The sequence below is a fragment of the Pseudomonas sp. ZL2 genome (assembly GCF_054788455.1).
This window is the reverse complement of the sequence record NZ_JBGOGX010000030.1, coordinates 37,548-59,298: the sequence shown is the minus strand read 5'-3', so window position 1 is coordinate 59,298 and position 21,751 is coordinate 37,548. Positions and strand designations below refer to the sequence as shown.

12 protein-coding genes are annotated in these 21,751 nt (G+C 63.2%); 4 read left to right on the top strand and 8 right to left on the bottom strand.

Annotated features, from left to right (window positions below):
* Nucleotides 1-75 precede the first annotated feature (75 nt).
* From ABM562_RS18960 to ABM562_RS18950, 3 genes are read right to left on the bottom strand one after another with little or no spacing between them, the layout of a single operon-like run.
* A complete protein-coding gene (locus ABM562_RS18960; RefSeq protein ID WP_115088180.1) occupies nt 76-1,431 on the bottom strand; it encodes an HlyD family type I secretion periplasmic adaptor subunit in 1,356 nt (451 codons plus the stop codon).
* 11 nt (nt 1,432-1,442) lie between these two features.
* Nucleotides 1,443-3,590: a type I secretion system permease/ATPase gene (locus tag ABM562_RS18955; RefSeq protein ID WP_267954066.1), complete on the bottom strand. Its 2,148-nt coding sequence runs from the start codon at nt 3,588-3,590 to the stop codon at nt 1,443-1,445.
* A 40-nt stretch (nt 3,591-3,630) separates the two neighbouring features.
* Nucleotides 3,631-5,004, bottom strand: a complete 1,374-nt coding sequence (locus tag ABM562_RS18950) for a TolC family outer membrane protein (protein WP_115088178.1) — start codon at nt 5,002-5,004, stop codon at nt 3,631-3,633.
* A 520-nt stretch (nt 5,005-5,524) separates the two neighbouring features.
* Between ABM562_RS18950 and ABM562_RS18945 the strand changes: the two genes are divergently transcribed.
* On the top strand, nt 5,525-13,387 hold the full coding sequence (locus ABM562_RS18945) for a retention module-containing protein (RefSeq protein ID WP_460422936.1): 7,863 nt from the start codon (nt 5,525-5,527) through the stop codon (nt 13,385-13,387).
* Nucleotides 13,388-13,522: 135 nt separating this feature from the next.
* Here ABM562_RS18945 and ABM562_RS18940 read toward each other — a convergent pair whose 3' ends face one another.
* Nucleotides 13,523-13,888 (bottom strand): YbaN family protein, encoded by a 366-nt coding sequence (locus tag ABM562_RS18940; protein ID WP_115088176.1) that lies wholly within the window; start codon nt 13,886-13,888, stop codon nt 13,523-13,525.
* Nucleotides 13,889-13,898: 10 nt separating this feature from the next.
* The gene (locus tag ABM562_RS18935; protein WP_115088175.1) at nt 13,899-14,486 is read right to left on the bottom strand and encodes a UPF0149 family protein; all 588 of its coding nucleotides are present in this window, start codon (nt 14,484-14,486) and stop codon (nt 13,899-13,901) included.
* Nucleotides 14,487-14,731: 245 nt separating this feature from the next.
* Between ABM562_RS18935 and recQ the strand changes: the two genes are divergently transcribed.
* The gene (gene recQ, locus ABM562_RS18930) at nt 14,732-16,870 is read left to right on the top strand and encodes a DNA helicase RecQ (RefSeq protein ID WP_460422934.1); all 2,139 of its coding nucleotides are present in this window, start codon (nt 14,732-14,734) and stop codon (nt 16,868-16,870) included.
* 118 nt (nt 16,871-16,988) lie between these two features.
* Nucleotides 16,989-17,423, top strand: coding sequence for a MarR family transcriptional regulator (locus ABM562_RS18925; RefSeq protein WP_115088173.1), 435 nt, complete (start codon nt 16,989-16,991; stop codon nt 17,421-17,423).
* Between the two features lie 6 nt (nt 17,424-17,429).
* Here the strand turns inward: ABM562_RS18925 and ABM562_RS18920 are convergent, their stop codons facing one another.
* Nucleotides 17,430-19,619 (bottom strand): patatin-like phospholipase family protein, encoded by a 2,190-nt coding sequence (locus tag ABM562_RS18920; protein ID WP_115088172.1) that lies wholly within the window; start codon nt 19,617-19,619, stop codon nt 17,430-17,432.
* 70 nt (nt 19,620-19,689) lie between these two features.
* On the opposite strand from ABM562_RS18920, the gene ABM562_RS18915 reads away from it, so the two are divergent.
* On the top strand, nt 19,690-19,974 hold the full coding sequence (locus ABM562_RS18915; RefSeq protein ID WP_460422932.1) for an Rdx family protein: 285 nt from the start codon (nt 19,690-19,692) through the stop codon (nt 19,972-19,974).
* 3 nt (nt 19,975-19,977) lie between these two features.
* Here the strand turns inward: ABM562_RS18915 and ABM562_RS18910 are convergent, their stop codons facing one another.
* Together ABM562_RS18910 and ABM562_RS18905 are read right to left on the bottom strand one after the other, a co-directional pair.
* On the bottom strand, nt 19,978-20,862 hold the full coding sequence (locus ABM562_RS18910; protein ID WP_134063726.1) for a DMT family transporter: 885 nt from the start codon (nt 20,860-20,862) through the stop codon (nt 19,978-19,980).
* 78 nt (nt 20,863-20,940) lie between these two features.
* Nucleotides 20,941-21,705 carry an AraC family transcriptional regulator gene (locus ABM562_RS18905; RefSeq protein ID WP_134063724.1) on the bottom strand — a complete coding sequence of 255 codons (765 nt, stop codon included), beginning with the start codon at nt 21,703-21,705 and terminating at the stop codon, nt 20,941-20,943.
* Nucleotides 21,706-21,751: the final 46 nt, after the last annotated feature.

The following is a 21,751-nucleotide window of genomic DNA, read 5'->3' as shown; positions in this document are numbered from 1 at the left end:
TTGGATCTGCAGGCGGCAATTCTGTGGGAGCCGGCCTTGCCGGCGATGGGCTGCGTACAGCAGCCCTCGAACGCCTCAGCGTTCGCGCATCGCCTCGGTACGTGCCTTGAGCACCGGCTTGAGCAGGTAGTCGAGCACGCTCTTGTGCCCGGTGATGATATCCACCGTCGCGGTCATGCCCGGAATGATCAACAACGGCTTGTTGTCACCCCCCAGATGGTTGCGGTCGGTACGCACCTGGATCAGGTAGAAGGCATTGCCCTTGTCGTCGGTGACGGTGTCGGCGCTGATCAGTTCGAGCTTGGCCTTCAGGCCGCCATAGATGGTGTAGTCGTAGGCGCTGAACTTGACCATCGCCGACTGCCCGGGGTGCAGGAAGGCGACATCTTGCGGCCGCACCTTGGCCTCGATCAGCAGGTTGTCTTCCAGCGGCACGATCTCCAGCAGGTCGCTGCCGGGCTGGACCACGCCGCCGATGGTGTTGACCTTGAGCAGCTTGATGATCCCGTGAACCGGCGAAACCACCGTGGTGCGGGTCACCCGGTCATCGATGGCGATGCTCGAGGCAGTGATCTTCGACAGATCGGTGCGTTTTTCATTGAGCTCCTTGGCAGCTTCCGAACGAAACCCGGCTTCGGACTCTTCGATCTTGCTCTTGATCTCCGCTACCGCCGCTTCGGCCCGGGGGATCGCCAGGCTGGTGGCGTTGAGCGAGCCGCGGGCTTCGACGGCGCTGCGCTTGAGACGCAGGATCTCCACCGGTGAAATCGCCCCGGTGCCGACCAGCGGCGTCGACATGTTCAGCTCCTGCTGCAACAGGGCCAGGGCCGAGCGGTATTGCTCGACCTTGGAGCGGAACTCGGCCAGTTCCTGGGTCTTCTGCCGCAGTTGTTCGTTGAGGGTCTGCTTCTCGCTGGTCAGGCGACGCTGGCGTGACTGGTACAGCGACAGCTCGTCTTCAGCCACCTGCGGCGCCTTGCTGCGCACTTCTTCGGAGAGCTGGAACGGCCGGCCTTCGGCTTCGGCTGACAAGCGCTCGACCTGGGCCGTGAGGGCAAAACGGTCGGCCTCGCTCTCGCCCTTGTTGGACTGAAACCGGGTGTCGTCCAGGCGCAGCAGGGTATCGCCCTTGTTCACCATCTGCCCTTCGCGCACGAAGATCTCGGTAACGATGCCGCCTTCCAGGTTCTGGATCACCTGGACCTTGCTCGACGGAATGGCCTTGCCTTCGCCCATGGTCACTTCATCGAGCACGGCGAACTTGGCCCAGAGCAGCGCTACCAGTAACAAAGCTGCAGCCAGCCATACGGTAATGCGTGACAGACGCGGCGAGTCCTGCAGCGTGGCGCCGGCCACATCGGGCATGAACTCGTGTTCGGCGGTCTTGCCGAAACTCTGGAAGTAACTGCGCAGGCCTTGGCTTACGGACATGGATGGACCCCCTAGAGTGCCGCGCCAACGCGGCCTTTGCGCAGTGCATCGATGACCGCTTCCTTCGGTCCGTCGGCAACGATCCTGCCGTTGTCCAGCACCAGCAGCCGATCGACCAGGCTGAGCATCGAGGTGCGGTGGGTGACCAGCAGCAGGGTCTTGCCCTGGACCCAGCCATGCAGGCGCTGGCGCAGTTGGTCTTCGCTGCTGTTGTCCATGTGGCTGGTGGGTTCGTCGAGGATCATGATCGGCGGTTCGAGCAGCATCGCCCGGGCCAGCAGCACGGCCTGGCGCTGGCCGCCGGAGAGCAGTTGGCCACGCTCGCCCACCGGGCGGTCGAAGCCTTGCGGATGTTGCCGGGCCAGCTCGCTGACGCCGGTCAGCTCGGCGACTTCGAGCATCCGCGCATCACTCACATAGCGCGCGCCAAGGGTCAGGTTGTCGCGCAAACTGCCCGCCAGCAGCGGCAAGTCATGGGCGACGTAGCCCAGTTGGTGACGCAAGTCGGCGATGTCCAGTTGGCGCAGGTCGAGATTGTCGAGCAGGATCTGCCCTTCGTCCGGGGCATAGAAACCCATCAGCAGGCGCGCCAGGGTGCTCTTGCCGGAACCGCTGCGGCCGATGATGCCGATGCGTTCGCCCGGCTTGACGCTGAAGCTGATGTCATTGAGGGCGGCAGCGTTCTGTCCGGTGTAGCGAAAGCTCACATGGCTGACGTCGAGGGCGCCGTGCAACTGGGTGCGTTCCAGCGGCTGCTGGCCGGCCTGGCGTTCCTGGGGCAAGGCCATCAGCGCATCGGTGCTGCGCATGGTCAGTTGTGCCTGCTGGTAGCGGGTAATCAGCCCGGCGATCTGCCCCAGCGGTGCCAATACCCGGCTGCCGAGCATATAGCTGGCGACCAGGGCACCGACGCTGAGGTTGCCGGCGATGATGCTGTAAACCCCGGCAACGATGGTGGCCATGCCGCAGAACTGCTGGATGAACAACGTGCCGTTGGTGGCCACGGCCGAAAGGTTGCGGGCGTGGGCGTCGAGGCGGGTGAGGGCGCCGTGGGTACTTTCCCACTGGTACTGGCGCTCGCTTTCAGCGCTGCAGGCCTTGAGGGTCTCCAGGCCGCCGAGGGTTTCGATCAGCAAGGCCTGGCGCACGGCGCCAAGGGCCAGGCTTTTTTGCACGGTGTCGCGCAGGCGTATCTGGATGAACAGGGCGAAGACAATGGTCAGCGGAAAGGCGATCAGCGGGATCACCACCAGCCAGCCGCCGAGCAGGCCGATCACTGCCAGCATCAACACCACGAAGGGCAGGTCGATGACGCTGGTCAGGGTCACCGCGGTGAGGAATTCACGCAGGCCCTGGAAGTCATGAATGCTCTGGGCAAAGCCGCCGACCGTGGCCGGGCGGGCTTTCATCGACATGCCGGTGATGCGTTCGAACAGGGTGGCAGAGAGAATCAGGTCGGTCTTTTTCCCGGCCTGGTCGAGCAGGTGGGCGCGGACTACGCGCAGGGTCAATTCGAACAGGGTGCCGATCAACAGGCCGGCACTCAGCACCCAGAGCGTCGAGGTGGCCTGGTTGGGCACCACCCGGTCGTAGGTCTGCATGACGAACAACGGCACCATCAGCCCCAGCAGGTTGATCAGCAGGCTGGCGAGGATGGCGTCGCTGTACAGCCAGCGCGAGAGTTTGAGGGTGTCGCGGAACCAGGCGTTGACCCGCGGCATCAGCGGGGCCCGCAGGTCTTCCAGTTCGTGGCGGGGGCGGGCGAACAGGGCTTCACCGGCGTAGGCTTCAAGCAGTTCTTCGCGGCTGACCCACTGCTCGCCGCCTTCGGCTTCGCAGGGCAGGATCAACGCCCGGCCATCTTCGCCCCAACGGCGCAGCACTGCGCAGCGACCGTCCTTGAGCAGCACCAGCACCGGCAAGTTGAGCGCCGAGATTGACCCCAATTCACGCCGTAGAACCCGCGCCTGCAGCCCGGCCCGTGCTGCTGCCCGGGGCAGCAGCTCAAGGCTCAGGCGTTGCTCGGGCAGGGGCAGGCCGGCACTCAGACCGGCGCGACTGACAGTGCAACCATGCAGCTTGCAGAGGATCAGCAAGCCATCGAGTAACGGGTCATCGAAACTCTGGCGCGGATCTAATGCCGAGCTCGCAGGTTGCATGCTGGTCACGGTCGCCTACTCCTGCAGCGGGTGGAGGGGATTAGCGCATATCGGGCAAGCGCGCCTCGCTCTTCACTTCGCTCTTGGCGATCGCTTCGGGGGGCAACGAGATGCGCTGCTTGCTCAACAATTCACCCATGTTGGCCAGGACCCGGTACATGGAGAACTCTTCGGTGTAGCGCACTTCGGTGTAGCGGCGGTTGGCGTTGTACAGCTCGTTTTCACTGTCGAGCAGGTCGAGCAGGGTGCGCTGGCCGAGGCCGAACTGGTCTTGGTAGGCCGCGCGCACGCGGGTGGAGGTCTCGGCGTATTCGCGGGCCGCCGGCAGTTGCACGCGGGCGTTGTTCATGGCGTTCCACGACAGCGACAGGTCCTCGGTAAGCTGGCGCAGAGCGTTGTTGCGGATGTCCATGGCCTGGTTGATCTTGTGCGCATCGGACTGCAGGCGGGCCTTGTCGCTGCCACCACGGAACAGGTTGTAGTTGAGCTCGACACCGGCCTGCCAGTCGTTGTTGTCATGGCCGACCTGGCCTGCGGTGTTGTTGTTGGCACCGGTGGCCAGCACCGCGTCCAGACGCGGATAGAACGGCGACTTGGCCACTTCGTATTGCTGCTCGGCCGCATTGACATCGGCCTGGGCGGATTTCAGGTAGGGGTTGTTGTCGAGCATGTTCTGGCGCGCAGCCCCCAGGTCGCCAGGCACTTCGCCCTTGATGGTCACCGGGGTTTCCAGCTCATCGGCCGGGCGACCGACGACGCTATAGAACCTGGCCTCGGCATCGGCCAGGTCGACCTCGGCGGTGTACAGGTTGTTTTCCGCCAAGGCGCGACGGGCAGTGGACTGGTCGCGGTCGGCGATGCTGCCGACGCCACGCTCGCTACGCAGGCCGATCTGGTCGTTGACCCGCAGGTGCGCTTGCAGGTTGTTCTTGGCCAGGGTCACCAGCTCACGGCGTTTGAGCACCTCGAGGTAAACCTCGATGGCGCTCAGGGCGACGGACTGGGCGGTGGCCTGGGTGTAGTAGGCGCGCGAGTTCACCACCGCTTCCGTACGGCCGACTTCGTTGGCGGTGTTGAAGCCGTCGAAGAGCATCTGCCGCAGGCGCAGGTCGGACTGGGTGTAGGTCAATGTCTCTTTATTATGGTCGCGCGTGCCGTCGACATTGGTGCCACGGGTGTTGGTGTTGTCGGAGCGCTGGCGCCCATAGCCGGCCACCAGGTCGACTCTGGGGTAGTAACCGCCTCTGGCGAACTTCACATCTTCATCGGCCGACAGCCGGCTGTTCTTGCTGGCTCCAATTTCCGGATGTTGATCCACGGCGTTTTGCACAGCCTCATTAAGTGACATCGCCTGGGCATTGGTACATGCCATGGCCAACAGAATTGCGCTGGTGATGGGGGTCAAAACGCGCATGGGTTACTTCTCCCTGATTTCTAATAATGGTCCTGCGGTTCGTCAAAAAAGTGACGAAAACCTGAGGTCAAACCGTATCAGGCTTGTAACAACAGAGCTAAGAACATTTACGCGCGCAGCTAAGAAGATTTTTTCATAAGAGTTATGCGAAAAAAAACTTATGCGGTCTAAGAAATCCGCGACATTGTTCATATCAGGCAGCCCGTGGAATAGCGCTAGAGGGCGTTTTTCGGGCGTCAGAGAAAGTTCCCGTGTTTTTGCAGCAGAGGGCATGGATGTAGCGGAGGGGATGGAGGCGGGGCGAAATTTGGCGACAATTTTTTGGCATATGTCACAAGGCCACTTCGTTCAACCACTTTCACCGCAGCACTGACAGGCGAAGTTGTTGATTTCATTGAAATCACGGCGTACTGGCAGGCTGTTTTCAGCGCTGGCCCGGGGTAATCCCGTCGGGTTGGGCACGCGATAGTTCAGCGCACGCTTGTTGCAATCAACCGATTTGCAGTGGAGGAGTGCGCTCATGGCTAAGTTAATCGGTATCGTCAGCAAGGTAGTGGGCGAAGTCTTCGCTGTGGGCAGCGATGGCAGCCGCCGGCCTCTGGTCGAAGGCGATAAGGTGTATGCCGGCGAGCAGCTGGACACAGGCCTTGCGGGCGCTGTCGCCGTCCACCTGCAAAACGGTGCCGAACTTACCCTCGGCCGCGGTAGCAGCCTGACCCTGACCCCTGAGCTGCTGGCGAACCAAGCGCCTCATGTCGAGACGTCGGAGTCGACGACCCCCAGCCAGGCACAACTGACTGATGTCGAGAAACTCCAGCAAGCCATCGCCGCCGGCGCCGACCCGACCCAGGAAGCCGACCCGACTGCGGCGGGGCCGGGCACTGGCGGTGCGCCGGGTGCACTGGGCGGCGGGCATACCTTCGTCATTCTCGATGAGGTGGCCGGGCGGGTAGATCCGCAGATTGGCTTTCCCACTGCAGGCTTCAACGGTTTTCCCGAGTTGCCGGAGCTGGACGTCGGCCTGATCAACAACAATGACGATGCACCGCCGCTGCCTGCGGTCGACAACCCGGTCAACCTCCAGGGGCTTGATATCGAGGGTGGCGAGTTGTCGTTGAACGAGGCCAATCTGGCCCAGGGTTCGGCCAGTGATCCGGCGGCCCTGACCCGGGGTGGCAGTTTCACGGTGCAGGCACCTGATGGGGTGTTCAACCTCAATGTCGGTGGCATCAACATTGTTACTGCTGGAGCGGTGACTGGCGTTGGCCAGTCGATCACCACCGGCCTGGGTAATGTGCTGACCATCACCGGCTACGATGCTGGCAGCGGCGTGGTCAGCTACAGCTACTCCTTGAGCGGAGCCGAAAACCACCCAGGCGGCGCTGGCGCCAATGGGCTTGGCGAAAGCATCGCGGTACTGGTCAGTGACACCGATGGCGACGTAGCCAGTGGTTCGCTGGATATCTCCGTGATTGATGATGTGCCGCAGGCGATGGCCGATACCAATGCCGTCACCGCCACGGAAAACCAGCTGACCCTTAGCGGCAACGTGCTGACCAACGATGTGCAGGGCGCAGACCGGGTACCGAGCGGGCCGATCACTGCCGGCACCTTCGTTGGCACCTACGGCACGCTGGTGCTGGCGGCCGATGGTTCCTACACCTATACGCTCAACACTGCTGATCCGGACTTCATCAACCTGCATGGCGGTGGGAATGGCATCGAGACCTTTACCTACACCCTGACTGATGCCGATGGCGATGATTCCAGCGCCAACCTGGTGTTGAACGTCAGCAACCTCAATGATCCGGTGGAGCTCAACGGGCTGAGCATCAACGGCGGCGAGCTGGTGCTGTTCGAGAAAAACCTGGCGGACGGCAGCAGCCCCGACGCGGCGGCGCTGACCCAGAGCGGCACTTTTACCGTGACCGCGGCTGATGGTCTGCAGGCGCTGACGGTTGGCGGCATCAATGTGATCAGTGCAGGGGTGGTCAATGGCTTCCCGCAATCGGTCACGACCGCACTGGGCAATACCCTGACCATCAGCGGCTACAACCCGGCTACGGGTGAGGTGACTTACAGCTACACCTTGAACGCCAGCGAGGCGCATGCCACTGCCAATGGCAGCAACACCCTTGGCGAGAGTTTCAACGTTGTTGCCACCGACAGCGATGGCAGCAGTGCGAGCATGAGCATCGATGTTTCCATCCTCGACGATGTACCGACGGCGGCCGGCGATACCAATGCGGCGACTGCCACGGAAAATCAGCTGACCCTGACCGGCAACGTGCTGACCAATGATGTGCAGGGCGCAGACCGTGTGCCGACCGGGCCAATCACCGCCGGCACCTTCGTCGGCACCTACGGTACCCTGGTGCTGGCCGCCGACGGTTCCTACACCTATACGCTCAACACCAACGATCCGGACTTCTTCAACCTGCAGGGTGGTGGTAACGGCATCGAGACCTTTGCCTACACGCTGACCGATGCCGACGGTGATGTGTCCACCGCCAACCTGGTGCTGAACGTCAGCAACCTCAATGATCCGGTGACCCTCGATGGCCTGAATGTCGAGGGCGGCGAACTCACCGTTTACGAGAAGAACCTCGGCGACGGCAGCAGCCCGGATGCGCCGGCCCTGACCCAGACCGGCAGCTTCACCGTGACCGCACTCGACGGCGTGCAAACGCTCACCGTCGGCGGCATCACCGTGGTCAGTGGCGGCGTGGCCAGCGGCTTCCCACAGTCGGCGACCACGGCCCTGGGCAACACCCTGACCATTACCGGTTACAACCCGGCAACCGGCGTGGTCAGCTACAGCTACACCCTGGTGGACAACGAAACCCATGCCGCAGCCAATGGCATCAACAGTCTCGGTGAGAGCTTCACGGTCAGCGTGACCGACACCGATGGCAGTACCGCCAGTGGCGCCATCGACGTCAATATCGTCGACGACATCCCGACCGCAGCGGGCGATACCAACGCGGTCACTGCCACAGAGAACCAACTGACCCTGACCGGCAACGTGCTGACCAATGATGTGCAGGGCGCAGACCGTGTGCCGACCGGGCCAATCACCGCCGGCACCTTCGTCGGCACCTACGGTACCCTGGTGCTGGCCGCCGACGGTTCCTACACCTATACGCTCAACACCAACGATCCGGACTTCTTCAACCTGCAGGGTGGTGGTAACGGCATCGAGACCTTTGCCTACACGCTGACCGATGCCGACGGTGATGTGTCCACCGCCAACCTGGTGCTGAACGTCAGCAACCTCAATGATCCGGTGACCCTCGATGGCCTGAATGTCGAGGGCGGCGAACTCACCGTTTACGAGAAGAACCTCGGCGACGGCAGCAGCCCGGATGCGCCGGCCCTGACCCAGACCGGCAGCTTCACCGTGACCGCACTCGACGGCGTGCAAACGCTCACCGTCGGCGGCATCACCGTGGTCAGTGGCGGCGTGGCCAGCGGCTTCCCACAGTCGGCGACCACGGCCCTGGGCAACACCCTGACCATTACCGGTTACAACCCGGCAACCGGCGTGGTCAGCTACAGCTACACCCTGGTGGACAACGAAACCCATGCCGCAGCCAATGGCATCAACAGTCTCGGTGAGAGCTTCACGGTCAGCGTGACCGACACCGATGGCAGTACCGCCAGTGGCGCCATCGACGTCAATATCGTCGACGACATCCCGACCGCAGCGGGCGATACCAATGCGGTCACTGCCACAGAGAACCAACTGACCCTGACCGGCAACGTGCTGATCAATGATGTGCAGGGCGCAGACCGTGTGGCGACCGGGCCGATCACCGCCGGCACCTTCGTCGGCACCTACGGCACCCTGGTGCTGGCGGCCGATGGTTCCTACACCTATACGCTCAACACCAATGATCCGGACTTCTTCAACCTGCAGGGTGGCGGTAACGGCGTCGAGACCTTTGCCTACACGCTGACCGATGCCGACGGCGATGCGTCCACCGCCAACCTGGTGCTGAACGTCAGCAACCTCAATGATCCGGTGACCCTTGATGGCCTGAACGTCAACGGTGGCGAGCTGACGGTCTACGAGAAGAACCTCGGCGACGGCAGCAGCCCGAACACGTCGGCCCTGACCCAGACCGGCAGCTTCACCGTGACCGCGCCCGACGGCCTGCAGACCCTGACCGTCCAGGGCATCAGTGTGATTACCGGGGGCGTTGCCAATACCTTCCCGCAATCGGCAACCACGGCCCTGGGCAACACGCTGACCATTACCGGCTACAATCCGGCCACCGGAGTCGTCAGCTACAGCTACACCTTGCTCGACAATGAAGCGCACCCGAGCGCCAATGGCACCAACAGCCTGAGTGAAAGCTTCACGGTGACCGCCACTGACACCGATGGCAACACCGCCAGCGGCTCTATCGACGTCAATATCGTCGACGACATCCCGGCCGCAGCGGGCGATACCAACGCCGTCACTGCCACCGAGAACCAGCTGACCCTCACCGGCAATGTATTGACCAACGACGTGCAGGGTGCAGACCGCATTCCAGCCGGGCCGATTACTGCTGGTACCTTCGCTGGCACCTACGGCACGCTGGTGCTGGCCGCCGATGGCTCCTACACCTACACACTCAACGCCAACGATCCGGACTTCAAGAACCTGCACGGTGGCGGCAACGGCATCGAGACTTTCACCTACACCCTGAAGGACGCCGACGGCGACACCAGCACCGCCAACCTGGTGCTGAACGTCAGCAACCTCAACGATCCGGTGACCCTTAACGGCCTTAACGTCAACGGTGGCGAGCTGACGGTCTACGAGAAGAACCTCGGCGATGGCAGCAGCCCGAGCAATCCGGCCCTGACCCAGACCGGCACCTTCACCGTGACCGCGCCCGACGGCCTGCAGACCCTGACCGTCCAGGGCATCAATGTGATTACCGGGGGCGTTGCCAATACCTTCCCGCAATCGGCGACCACGGCGCTGGGCAATACCCTGACCATTACCGGTTACAACCCGGCGACGGGTGTGGTGACTTACACCTACACCTTGCTCGACAACGAGAATCACCCTACGGCCAACGATACAAACAGCCTGAGCGAGAGCTTTACCGTCACGGCCACCGATACCGATGGCAGCACGGCAAGCGGTTCGATCGATGTGAACATCGTCGACGATGTACCGAAGGCGGTTAACGACACCAACGCGGTCACTGCCAGCGAAACGCAACTGACCCTGACCGGTAATGTGCTGACCAATGACGTTCAAGGTGCCGACCGCGTAAGCGGGCCGATTACCGGTGGAACCTTCGTCGGTACCTACGGCACGCTGGTGCTGGCTGCCGATGGGTCCTACACCTACACCCTGAACGCCAACGATCCGGATTTCATCAACCTGCCCGGTGGCGGCACTGGGGTCGAAAACTTTACCTACACCTTGCGCGATGCCGATGGTGACACCAGCACCGCGACACTGAAGCTCAATGTCAGCAACCTTGATAACCCGGTGACCATTGACGGCCTCAACATCAACGGTGGTGAGCTGACCGTTTACGAGAAGCACCTCAGCGACGGCAGCAGCCCGAATTCACCGGCCCTGACCCAGACCGGCAGTTTCACCGTAACCGCCCCTGACGGCCTGCAAAGCCTGACCGTCGGCGGTGTCAGCGTCGTCAGTGGCGGTGTGGTCAATGGCTTCCCGCAAAGCGGCACCACGCCATTGGGCAATGCCATCACCATCACCGGCTACAACCCGGCGACCGGTGTGGTGACGTACAGCTACACTTTGCTCGACAACGAAAACCATCCCAACGCCAATGGCACCAACAGCCTGAATGAGGCGATCACGGTTGTTGCCACTGACAGGGATGGCAGTTCAGCCAATGCCACCCTTGATGTGAACATCATTGACGACGTGCCAAGCGTGGTCGGGGCCGAACGTTCGGTGACGCCGGGGCAGGTGGATTCCAACCTGCTGCTGATCATCGACGTGTCCGGCAGTATGAACGAAGCTTCCGGCGTACCGGGGCTGACCCGCCTGCAACTGGCCAAGCAGGCGATCAACGCATTGCTCGACAAGTACGACGAGATGGGCGATGTGAAGGTGCAACTGGTGACCTTCTCCAGCGGTGCCGACCAGCAATCGGCAGTCTGGGTGACCGTCGACCAGGCCAAGACTATCGTCAACGGCCTGAGCGCGAACGGCTCGACCTATTACGACTCGGCGATCGATACGGCGCAATCGGCCTACACCACCGGTGGCAAGATAGCCGGGGCGCAGAACATCGTGTACTTCTTCTCCGACGGTGCTCCGACTTCGGGGCATTCCATTACCGCGCCTCGGGAAGCCGCCTGGGAGACTTTCCTCGACAACAATGGCGTCAAATCCTATGCCATTGGCCTGGGCGGCGGCGTCAATGCCGAAAACCTCAATCCATTGTCCTACGATGGCAGTACCCACACCGACACCAATGCCACCGTGGTCACCGACCTCAGCCAGCTCAACTCGGTGTTGTCCGGCACCGTGCAGGGCGCGCCGATCACCGGCAGCCTGTTGAGTGGCGGAATCCTCGGCGCCGACGGCGGCTTCATCAAGTCGCTGCTGGTCGACGGCACCACCTACACTTACGATCCCAAGGCCAATAATGGCCAAGGCAGCTATACCGCCAGTGGAACTGACCGTGGCAGCTTCGATACGGTGACCAACACCTTCAACATCAAGACCGTGCTCGGTGGCACCTTGCTGGTCGACATGGATACCGGTGAATTTACCTACACACCGCCGAAGGACACTGGCAGCACCAGGACGGAAAACATCGGTTTCACTGCCAGCGACAACGACGGCGACCTGAGCAGCGCCAACCTGGTGGTGAAGGTCTACACCAACACCGCGCCGGTAGCGGGCGCCGATCACATCATCAGCAACATCCTCTCCAGCAGCATCGTGGTACCGGCCGCGGCACTGCTGGCCAATGACAGCGATGCCAACAATGACCGACTCAGTGTGGCTTCGACGACCACCTTCGAAACCGGCTGGGCAGCCAAAGGCGCCGGCTTCACGGTGGGCAGCGCAACACCGCCGCAGGTCAACTTCAGCAGTACCGGCAACTCGGCTGCCAACCAGCTCCGGGACCTGCCGCGCAGCGCTTTCAGAGGCCCGGCCAACGCCATGACTGCCGCGCTGATCGTCAACGGCTACCTGGGCAACGTGACCGCGAACAATGCCAACGACGAGGACGTGCTGACGGTCTCCTTGAAAAAAGGTGAGACCCTCAAGCTGGATCACGACCGGCCGACGGGCAACATCCTGATGGAGTGGAAGGATGAGAACGGCAGCTATCAGACCATCGCTGACGGAAACACCTTTACCGCCAGTCATGATGGTGTCTACAGCATTCACCTGGTCAACCTGACCAACACGTCGGGCAGCAACGTCAACAACGCTGAAAACTATGCGTTGACCATGACAGTCGACTATTCCAACGCGCAAAACGAGACCTACAACGGCACCTATACCCTCAGCGACGGGCATGGCGGCAGCAGCACTGGCAATGTCGACATCACGTATCAGGAGGGCAACACCCTCACCGGTACCGGCGGCGACGATACCCTGCTGGCAGGCGCCGGTAATGACACCCTCAATGCCGGTGCCGGTAATGACGTCCTGATCGGTGGGGATGGCAACGACTTCCTTTACGGTGGTGACGGCAATGACCAGCTGATCGGTGGTGCCGGCGATGACCTGCTCGACGGTGGCGCAGGTATCGACACCGCCAGTTATAGCGGTGCCGCCAGCGCCGTGACGGTCAACCTCAATACTGCCGGTGGACAGAATACCGGTGGCGCGGGCACCGACACCCTGGTGGCGATCGAGAACCTGATCGGTACTGACTACAACGACACCCTGACCGGCAACGGCAATGCCAACCTGCTCCACGGCGGCCTGGGCAACGACACCCTGATCGGTGGCGGCGGCGACGATGTACTGATCGGCGGGCCGGGCAACAACACGCTGACCGGTGGCACCGGCAGCGATACCTTTCTGTATCAGCAAGGCAACACCGGCCATGACGTGGTCACTGACTTTACGCCTGGCACCGATCATCTGGACCTGTCGCAACTGCTGCAGGGTGAGAATACGACGACAGCGTCGCTGGATGACTACCTGCACTTCAAGGTCACCGGCAGTGGCGCCAGCGTGGTGTCGACCATCGAGGTTAGTTCGGTAGCGGGCGCGGCTCCGACCCAGACCATCGACCTGGCAGGGGTAAACCTGGCCCAGCACTACGGTGTGACGGCAGGGGCGGGCGGGGTGGTTGCGGCGGGGCAGGACACGGCGACGATCATCAACGGCATGCTCAATGATCATTCGTTGAAGGTGGATACCGTCTGACGGTGTAGGCCTGTGGGAGCTGGCTTGCCAGCGATCGAGCGCGCAGCGGTCGCAATTCAGCCAGTACCTGATGTGCTGACTGTAACGGCCTCATCGCTGGCAAGCCAGCTCCCACAGAGATCTGTGGGGGCTGTCTCAGGACGGGCGCCGCAGGGTCTTCTGCCGCAAGATGTAAATGCTCACCAGCACCGCGCTGGTGAGCATGAAGCCACGCGCCCAGATCAGCGGCACCAGGTAGCAGGACAGGCCAATGCTCAGCCACATCAGGGCGATGGCGTAGAGTTTGCCTTTGAGGGGAATGCCTTCGCCGCTGAGGTAGTCACGAATCCACGGCCCGAGCCGCGGGTGGTTGACCAGCCAGTGGTGAAAGCGCGGCGAGCTGCGCGCAAAGCACGCAGCGGCCAGGAGCAGGAACGGGGTGGTGGGCAGTACCGGCAGGAAGATCCCGATCACCCCCAGCGCGACGCTGAGCCAGCCGGTGGCCAGCAGCAGGTAGCGCATTGACGCCGACTCAGTGGTGGCGAGGTTTGAGCAGGGCTGGCTTCTCGTCCGGTGCGTGCAGCAGCAGGTACAGCGCGGTGAGCGCTTCCGGGATCTGCACAATCATGTCGTCCATCAGGTTGGCATCGCTGGCGATGTCGGCGAACTCAGGCTGCTCATCAAACAGGCCGGAACCGACCATGATCGGCAGGAGCATCTCGCTGACTTCTTCTTCAGCCGATTCGAACCAGGCCTCTTCGCGCAGGAACACGCCCTCCATGAAGCCGATGCACCAGCCGCGCAGGTCGGAGTCGTCCGGCTCGTCACCCAGGTCGAGGTCGCATGGCAGCTCGAACTCTTCGTCGCTGGCCAGCTGGCGGGCGATGTGGGCCTTGAGGGCGAGCAGGGTGCCTTCGATGGCTTCGCGCTCGGCGTCGTCCTTGTAATGCGGCTCTTCGGCGAACAGGGCGTCGATCCATTCGCGGTCCGGAACCGACTCGGCACAGATCGACAGCGCGGTCATGTAGCCGTGGGCGGCAACGTAGTCCAGCGCCTCTTCGTGCAGCTCGTCGGCGTCGAGGAAGGCTTGCAGGCGGGTCAATTGCTCGGCGAAGGACATTACGGGGCTACCTTGGGAATAAACGATACTGAATTCTAGCACCTTGCAGCGCAAACGAGGCAAAGGAAGACGTCTATCGCAGAGCATCCTGCGCGGGCGCAGGCTCCGGTATAATGCCCGATTTTTATCCCGCGACCCTCGCAATAACGGGGGCGGGTAAAAACCGCTTACGCATTTTTGAGTGTGGCAGGCGGGTTTTTCGTCCAGCCTGTGCCCAGGATGGTTCTGCGATTTTTGGAGTTTTTATGCTCGAACAGGCTCAGCGCGTCCTCAAGGACATCTTCGGTTACGACAGCTTTCGGGGACGCCAGGGTGCGATCATCGAGTGCGTGGCCAAGGGTGGCGATGCGCTGGTACTGATGCCCACCGGCGGCGGCAAGTCCCTCTGCTTCCAGGTCCCGGCCCTGCTGCGCCCGGGCCTGGCGGTGGTGGTGTCGCCTTTGATCGCGCTGATGGATGACCAGGTGGCGACCCTCGACGAGCTGGGCGTCGCCGCCGCCTCGCTGAACTCCACCCTCAGCGCCGAGCAGCAGCGCGAACTGGCCGGACGTATCCGCCGGGGCGAAGTGAAGATGCTCTACCTGGCCCCCGAACGCCTGGTGCAGCCGCGCATGCTCGACTTTTTGCGTACCCTCGACATCGCCCTTTTCGCCATCGATGAAGCCCACTGTGTGTCGCAGTGGGGCCATGACTTCCGCCCCGAGTACCTGCAACTGGGGCAACTGGCCGAACTGTTCCCCAATGTGCCGCGCATCGCCCTGACCGCCACCGCGGACATGCGCACCCGTGAAGAGATCGTCACCCGCCTGCACCTGCAGAACGCCGAGCGCTTCCTGTCGAGTTTCGACCGGCCGAACATTTTCTACCGCATCGTGCCCAAGGAGCAGCCGCGCAAGCAGTTGCTGGCGTTCCTCGGCGAGCGGCGCGGCAACGCCGGTATCGTCTACTGCCTGTCGCGCAAGAAGGTCGACGACGTAGCGGCCTACCTCTGCGAGCAGGGCTTCCCGGCCTTGCCTTATCACGCCGGCCTGCCTGCCGAGACCCGGGCGTCCAACCAGCGGCGCTTCCTCAACGAGGAAGGCCTGATCATGGTTGCCACCATCGCCTTCGGCATGGGCATCGACAAACCCAACGTGCGCTTCGTCGCCCACCTGGACCTGCCCAAGTCGCTCGAGGCCTACTACCAGGAAACCGGCCGTGCCGGTCGTGACGGCCTGCCCGCCGACGCCTGGATGGCCTACGGCCTGCAGGACATGGTGATGCTCAAGCAGATGCTGCAGAACTCCGAGGGTGACGAGCGTCACAAGCGCATCGAGCAACACAAGCTCGACGCCATGCTTGCCCTGTGTGAAGAAACCCGCTGCCGTCGCCAGATCCTGCTCAACTACTTCGATGAAGAGCTGCCGCAGCCGTGTGGCCACTGCGACAACTGCATCGATGGCGTGCAGACCTGGGATGCCACCGAGCCTGCGCGCCAGGCGCTGTCGGCGGTGTACCGTACCGGTCAACGCTATGGCGTCGGTCACCTGGTGGACGTATTGCTCGGTCGCGATAACGAAAAAATCCGTAACTTCGGCCACGAGAAGCTGGCCGTGTATGGCGTTGGCAAGGACCGATCCGAGCACGACTGGCGCTCGCTGTTCCGCCAGCTGGTGGCACGCGGTCTGGCCGACATCGACCTCGAAGGCTATGGTGGCCTGCGCCTGTCCGACACCTGCCGGCCGTTGCTGCGCGGTGAAATCAGCCTCGAGCTGCGCAAGGACCTCAAGCCACAAACCAGCAGCAAGGGTGGCAGCAGCAGTGGCGGCAGCCCGGCCAGCCAGCTGGTGCGTGGCGACGAGCGCGAGCAGTGGGAAGCCCTGCGCGCGCTGCGCCGCAAGCTGGCCGAAGAGCACGGCGTACCGCCTTATGTGATCTTCCCCGACTCGACCCTGCTGGAGATGCTGCGCAGCCAGCCCACCAGCCTCAGCGAGATGGCCCGGGTCAGCGGCGTGGGTGCGCGCAAGCTGGAGCGTTACGGCGACGCTTTCCTCGAAGTGCTGGGCGGCGGCGTCGAGGCGCCGAAAATCGTCACCGACCTGCGTCACGAACTGGTCAGCCTGGCCCGGGCCGGCATGACCCCGATGCAGATCGCCGGGCAGTTGAACTGCAGCGAAAAGAACGTCTACAGCCTGCTCGCCGAAGCCATTGGCCGCCAGGAGCTGTCGCTGGACCAGGCCCTGGACCTGCCGGAAGACCTGTTGGGCGAGATACAGGATGCCTTCCTCGATGGCGAAGGCGAGTTGCCGCCGGTGTCGGCCATTGCCGAACAGTTTGGCGGGCGAGTACCTGAAGGGGTGCTGTATTGCGTGCGCGCGGCACTGGCCGCCGAATTCGAGATGTAAACCCGGCTTTGTCATCATTTATAACGATTATCGAGCCACCGGCAGCTGTATGAGCCTTGCCTGTGGCTCAAGGTCATGGTTAGCTGACTAATAATTAGTTCTGATAATGAGTTTCTCTATGCCGTTGACCGACCAACACAAATTCGGGATGCAGCTGGCACACATGTCCCGCGGCTGGCGTGCCGAACTGGATCGCCGCCTGGCCGGTCTGAACCTGTCTCAGGCCCGCTGGCTGGTGCTGCTGCACCTGGCCCGTTTCGACGAGGCGCCAACCCAGCGCGAGCTGGCCCAGAGCGTCGGCGTCGAAGGCCCGACCCTGGCCCGTCTGCTCGACAGCCTGGAAACCCAGGGCCTGGTTCGCCGGCAGGCGGTGCTTGAAGACCGCCGGGCGAAAAAAATTCTTCTCTGCCCGCCGGCCAAGCCACTGATCGACCAGATCGAAACCATTGCCAATGCCTTGCGCGCCGAGCTGTTTGTCGGTGTCGATGAAGAGGAGTTGCGCGTGTGCATGCGTGTCCACGCGCGGATCCTCGCCAACCTGGAAAAGTCCTGATCACCCTCAGAAGGTGTGACCGAGATTGAGGTACAACGCCTTCTGATTCTCGCTGTTGGCCCCGTAGCTGAAGTTCAGCGGCCCCAGGGGCGTCTCGAAACCGACGAAGATGCTGGCTGCATTGATGTAGCCACTGTCGAACTCGTTGTCGTTGTTCCAGGCCCGGCCGCGCTCCAGCGAGCCACCGAGGTACAGCGGGAAGTCCAATGGCAAGTAGGCGCGCGGGGTCAGGCGACGGTAGTAGACCATGCGCATCAGGCTGACGTTCTGCCCGGACACCGAGTCCTGGCGAAAGCCCGACAGCTGCCGGGCGCCGCCGAGCACGAAGCTTGAGGTCACCACCTCGGCGTCATCCAGCGTACGTCCGTACTGGCCGCCCAGCACCCAGGTGTTGGGGCCGCTGCTCATGGCCTTGTCCAGCTTGAATGCCCATTGCCGGTAGCGCTGGTCGGATCCCAGACCCTCGTCGTACTGGCGCAGCACCAGGTTGATGTCCTCGCCACTGTGGGGGAAGTAGACGTTGTCAAGGGTGTCGAACGAGTACTTGAGCTCGTAGAAGCCTTCGCTGAAGCTGAATCTTGGCAGGTCCTGATCGCCGATCCGGACATCGGCCTTGCCCCAGGCCTGGCCGACGCCGAAGCGCACCTCGCCGCTGTTGCCGATCTGTCGTCCGAGGTTAAGACCGAAACCATACCGCTCCAGGCGGTATTCGGCGACCGGGTCATCGTCCAGGGTTGCCTCGATATTCTGCGAGCCCAGGTTCAGGTAGGGGGCAATGAAGTAGCGCGAGCCGGCATCCAGCGGCTGGTAGAACTCGCTGTAAAGCTCCTGCTGGTCGCCGATCTGCGCCCGGGTCAGCCATTCGGCCCCGAGCGTGTTGATGCCATTGACCCGGTAGCTGGCGCCGATGTTGAAGGCGCTGTCGCCGCGCATGTCGTCCGACAGGTTCAGGCCCAGACGCAGGTAGTCGGTACCGCCTCGACGGCCGCGCGCGTTGATCACCAGGGTGTTGTCAGCACCTTTGTGTACCACCCGGTATTGCACGCGATCGAAGTAGTCCAGGCCATAAAGGGTACCCATGTCGGTCTGCAGGCGGTCCAGCTCCAGTGGTTCGCCGATGGGTTGGCGAATGTAGTAGCGGATCACGTCGTCACTGACCTTCGAGTCGTTCTCGATACGGATCGCGGTGATCACCGGGGTGCGCTGGCTGGGCGAGCGCGCGGCCAGCAGTTCGCCGTCGCTGGCTTGCGGGCGCTTGAGCACTGCCAGGCGCGCGTCCAGGGCGCGCGCGGCTCGGTAACCGGCGTCGATCATGTCCTGGGCCCGGCCGAAATCGGTGACGCCGAAGCTCGACAGGGGGGGCTGGATGAGGATGTCGTCGCGGTGCAGGGCCGCCAGTTGCTCCTCGGAGTTACGCCGGGTCATGAGAGTGATTGACTGGTTGAGCACATCAACCACGGTCGCCAGTTGCTTGCGGCTGCGTAGCGGGGTACCGATATCGACGACGATCGCCACGTCCACGCCCATCTCGCGCGCGACATCCAGGGGGATGTTGTCGACCATGCCGCCATCGACCAGCAGCCGGCCATCCAGCTCGACCGGAGCGAACACCGCCGGGATCGACATACTGGCGCGAATCACCTGGGGCAGGTGGCCACGGCGAAATACCACTTTTTCGCCGCTGGCGATGTCGGTGGCGACGGCGCGGAAGGGGATCGGCAGCTTGTCGAAGTCGCGGGTGTCGCTGGTGTGGGCGAGCATGCTTTCCAGCAGCAGCGCCAGGTTCTGGCCCTGGATCACCCCCAGCGGCAGGCCCAGGCTGCCGTCGTCGCGAAAGCTGAGTTTCTGTTTGACGAGGAAGTCGCGGTCGTCCTGTTTACGCCGGAACGGCACGTCCTTGCGCGGCGGCGCGTCGGACAGCGCCTGCTGCCAGTCGATGTTCAGGGCGAGTTTCTCCAGCTCGTCGATCTTGTAGCCGGAGGCGTACAGGCCACCGACCACCGCGCCCATGCTGGTGCCGGCAATCGCATCGACCTTGATGCCCTGTTCCTCCAGGGCCTTGAGCACGCCGATATGGGCCAGGCCGCGGGCAGCACCGCCGGAGAGCACCAGGCCGACTTTCGGTCGGGGCGCTTCGGCTGCCAGCAGCGGGAAGGAAACGAACATCAGCAGCAGGGATAACAGCAGGCGGTGCATCATGGCTCTCGGAGCGAAGGCTAAAGACCGCTAGTATAAGCGTGCCCACCTGTCAGGAGACCTTCAGTGTATGTCCGCGCCTAAACCGGAAATTGTCATTACCTACTGCACCCAGTGCCAGTGGCTGCTGCGTGCCGCCTGGCTGGCCCAGGAACTGCTGAGCACCTTCAGCGACGACCTGGCCCGGGTGGCCCTTGAGCCCGCCACCGGCGGCACCTTCCGCATTACCTGTGATGGCGTGCAGATCTGGGAGCGCAAGACCGATGGCGGCTTCCCGGAAGCCAAGGTGCTCAAGCAGCGCGTGCGCGACCAGATCGACCCGCAGCGCGACCTCGGCCACAACGACCGGCCCTGACCCTCAGCCTTCTACGGCCGCGGTCTTGCTGATCTGGCTGCCGGCCGCCAGACGGCTGGAAATGACGATGGCGAGGATGATCAGGACGCCGCCCAGGAGCATGCGCAGGGTCGGGGTTTCGGCAAAAATCAGCCAGGCCATGGCAATGCCGTAGACCGGCTCCAGGGCAAAGACCACTGCGGCGGTGCGCGCCTTGATCACCGCCAGGCTGGCGACGAACAGGCTGTGCGCCACACCTGTGCAGAATACGCCGAGCAGGCCGATCCACAGCCAGTCCATGGCGCTGACGGCGCCCAGCGCTGGCGCCGCCGCCGGCAACAGGCACAAGGCGACCACGGCGTTCTGGCACAAGGCTGCCTGCACCGCCGGAATCCGCCCGGAGCCGGCGCGGTTGGTCAATGACAGCAGCGAAAACAGCAGGCCCGAGAGCAACGCCCAGAGCAGCCCGCCGGTGGCCTGGCTGGCCAGGTCGAAGTCCGGGGTTACCAGCACCAGGCCGATGCTCACCAGCAGCACCAGAACGATCTCGTTGCTGCGGATGCGCTCGCGAAACAGCAGCCCTTCGAGGATCACGGTAAAGGCCGGGAAGCTGGCAAAACCCAGGGTGGCGATGGCGACACCGGCGACTTTCACGGCGATGAAGAAACTTACCCAGTGCCCGGCCAGCAACACCCCGCCGAGCAGCAGACGGCGCCAGTCTTGAGCCTGCAGGGGCTGCCAGGCCTTACGCGCAAATCCTGCGAATATGGCCAAGGCCAGCACGGCAAAGGCGGCCCGGCCGAAGACGATGATTGCAGGCGCGGCGCTGGCCAACTTGCCGAACACGCCGGTGAGACCGAAGAACAGTGCGCCGATGTGCAGGGCGCCGAGGGCAGTGCGGTGATTCATGGAGATCCTTGTGGTAGGCCAGGGCAGCGGCGCCAGTTTACGAGCCGGGCGCTGGCGCTGTCTGTCGCGGTCCTCGCGTCAATTGTCTGCAGAGTCGCGCCGCAGGGCGCCGGGGGAGCGGCCAAAGGCCTTGAGCATGGCGGCGGCAAAGGCGCTTTGCGAGCTGTAGCCGACCTGGCAGGCAATCTCGCCGATCGGCAAGCAGGTATCGCGCAGCAGTTGCCGTGCACGCAGCAGGCGGCGCTGGCGCACATAGTCCATGGGCGTGACCCCGCATTCGGCCATGAACCGCGCATGCAGGCGCGCGCTGGACAGCCCGGCCAGGCGCGCCAGGTCGGCCACCTGCAGCGGGTAGGCGGCGTTCTGCTCGATATGGGCGTCGAAGCGCGCGTAGGGCAGTGACCTTGTTGTCGCCGCCCGCGATGCGTCACTGCTCAGGCTGGCCAGCAGCAATACCGCACCTTGCTGGGCAATCAGCGGATCGTTGATCGGGCTGGCCGCCAGCCAGTCGACCAGTTGCTGCTGGCGATGGTCCAGGTTCAATGGCCCGGCCCGCTCCAGCAGGCGCTGGCTGGCGTCCAGGTGCCCGCCCAGACACTGGCTCAGCCAATTGTCGGTGGGGATGTCCAGCACCAGGCAGTCGCTGCCGGCAGCACTGCCGCAGGTGTGGTGGCGGCCGGCCGGGACCACCATCAGTGCCTGGCGGTCAAGCCGCGCGCCGCGGCCTTCGACCTCGAATTCCAGGCGCCCGCGCAGGCCGAACACCAGTTGCGGGTGTTCGTGGCTATGGGCGATCAGGTCGTGGCGATAATGGCGCAGGGAAAGTATCGAGCCGCTGCTCATCGAAAGGTCCTCCGGCAATCGCCGCAGTGTACAGGCTGGGAGGCGG

Bases quoted from the DNA above. Each gene is read 5' to 3' on its own strand.
- ABM562_RS18960 (WP_115088180.1), bottom strand. From the start codon at position 1,431: ATGTCCGTAAGCCAAGGCCTGCGCAGTTACTTCCAGAGTTTCGGCAAG.
- ABM562_RS18955 (WP_267954066.1), bottom strand. From the start codon at position 3,590: ATGCAACCTGCGAGCTCGGCATTAGATCCGCGCCAGAGTTTCGATGAC.
- ABM562_RS18950 (WP_115088178.1), bottom strand. From the start codon at position 5,004: ATGCGCGTTTTGACCCCCATCACCAGCGCAATTCTGTTGGCCATGGCA.
- ABM562_RS18945 (WP_460422936.1), top strand. From the start codon at position 5,525: ATGGCTAAGTTAATCGGTATCGTCAGCAAGGTAGTGGGCGAAGTCTTC.
- ABM562_RS18940 (WP_115088176.1), bottom strand. From the start codon at position 13,888: ATGCGCTACCTGCTGCTGGCCACCGGCTGGCTCAGCGTCGCGCTGGGG.
- ABM562_RS18935 (WP_115088175.1), bottom strand. From the start codon at position 14,486: ATGTCCTTCGCCGAGCAATTGACCCGCCTGCAAGCCTTCCTCGACGCC.
- recQ (WP_460422934.1), top strand. From the start codon at position 14,732: ATGCTCGAACAGGCTCAGCGCGTCCTCAAGGACATCTTCGGTTACGAC.
- ABM562_RS18925 (WP_115088173.1), top strand. From the start codon at position 16,989: ATGCCGTTGACCGACCAACACAAATTCGGGATGCAGCTGGCACACATG.
- ABM562_RS18920 (WP_115088172.1), bottom strand. From the start codon at position 19,619: ATGCACCGCCTGCTGTTATCCCTGCTGCTGATGTTCGTTTCCTTCCCG.
- ABM562_RS18915 (WP_460422932.1), top strand. From the start codon at position 19,690: ATGTCCGCGCCTAAACCGGAAATTGTCATTACCTACTGCACCCAGTGC.
- ABM562_RS18910 (WP_134063726.1), bottom strand. From the start codon at position 20,862: ATGAATCACCGCACTGCCCTCGGCGCCCTGCACATCGGCGCACTGTTC.
- ABM562_RS18905 (WP_134063724.1), bottom strand. From the start codon at position 21,705: ATGAGCAGCGGCTCGATACTTTCCCTGCGCCATTATCGCCACGACCTG.